Annotated in this window: 2 protein-coding genes; both read right to left on the bottom strand. The window is 75.6% G+C overall.

What is annotated here, in order from left to right:
- The coding region (locus Q0L15_RS20265) for an HAD-IIA family hydrolase (protein WP_296606452.1) at nucleotides 1-865 on the bottom strand (865 nt) is incomplete at its 3' end.
- Nucleotides 862-1,179 (bottom strand): HAD-IA family hydrolase (locus tag Q0L15_RS20260; protein ID WP_296606450.1); only part of this gene is annotated, 318 nt, incomplete at its 5' end. The genes Q0L15_RS20265 and Q0L15_RS20260, both read right to left, overlap by 4 nt.

Raw genomic sequence — 1,179 nt, 5'->3', positions numbered from 1 at the left:
TCGGGGCGAGCGGGGCCGGGTCGGGCGGGGGCGCGTCCAGGCGCAGTCCGGGCCGTCGCAGTCCCGACAGGTCGGCGGCGGCGTACGTCGGACGCTGCTGCCCGGTGGCGAAGACCAGGTCCTGCAGGCGAGAGGCGCCGGACAGGACCAGCAGTGAGTCCAGGCCGGCCGCGGTGGCACCGGCGATGTCGGTGTCCAGCCGGTCGCCGCAGGCGATGGTCCTCTCCCGGGACGTACCGAGGCCGACGCGAGCCAGGTCGAAGAGATCGGGGCCCGGCTTGCCCACCACGTGCGGCACCGCGGACGTGGCGGCGCGTACGTTGCCGGGGGCCGGGCCATGTGCGGTCGGGAGGAACAGGTCGAGGTTGGTCGCCACCCAGGTCACCCCGCGCTGGGCGAGGTAGCCGACCTCGGCGAGCTCGCGCCACGTGACGTCGACCCCCAGGCCCTGGACCACGGCCTCGACGCGGGTGTCGGCGAGGTCGCGGACGCGCAGCGGCACCAGTCCCACCTCGGCGAGGGCCTGCGAGACGCCTGGCCCTCCGACCGCCAGCACGGGGGCGTGGGTCCGGAGCCGCTGGGCCAGGTACGCCGCGGCGGCCTGTGAGCTGGTCACCACCGACCAGCCGTGCCCGTCGACACCCAGCTCGCGCAGGTGCGCGGCGACCTCGTCCGGTGGGCGCGAGGCGTTGTTGGTCGCGAAGGCGACTCCGACCTGGCCGGCCGCGACCTCGTTCACCGTCTCGACCGCGCCGGGCACGGCGGTCGGCCCGCGGTAGACGACGCCGTCCAGGTCGCAGATCACTCCGTCGTAGGCGGCGACGAGCGAGTCGGTCGGGCGGTGGGTCTGCCGGTTCTCTGTCACGGGCCACCCCGCGACCGGCGCGAGAGGCGCTGGTGGAACCACGCCACCAGCGCCGGGTCGGTGAAGCCGTCGGCGACCAGCGCCGCCGACGACAGGTCGTCGTCCCGGGTGTAGTCGTTGTACGCCGCCACGCAGCGCAGGCCGGCACCCACCGCGGCCCGGACCCCGTTGGCCGAGTCCTCGACCGCCACGGTGCGCTCGGGGGAGCAGCCGGCCAGCTCGAGCACCCGCAGGTACGCGGCCGGGCTGGGCTTGAGCTCGGTCACCTCGGTGCCCGTCACCACGGTCCGGAACCGGGGGCCGAAGACGCGGTC

It is taken from the genome of Nocardioides sp. (genome assembly GCF_024509035.1).
Taxonomy (GTDB): Bacteria; Actinomycetota; Actinomycetes; order Propionibacteriales; family Nocardioidaceae; genus Nocardioides.
The sequence above is the reverse complement of the archived record's forward strand: the minus strand, read 5'-3'. Positions and strand labels throughout refer to the sequence as shown.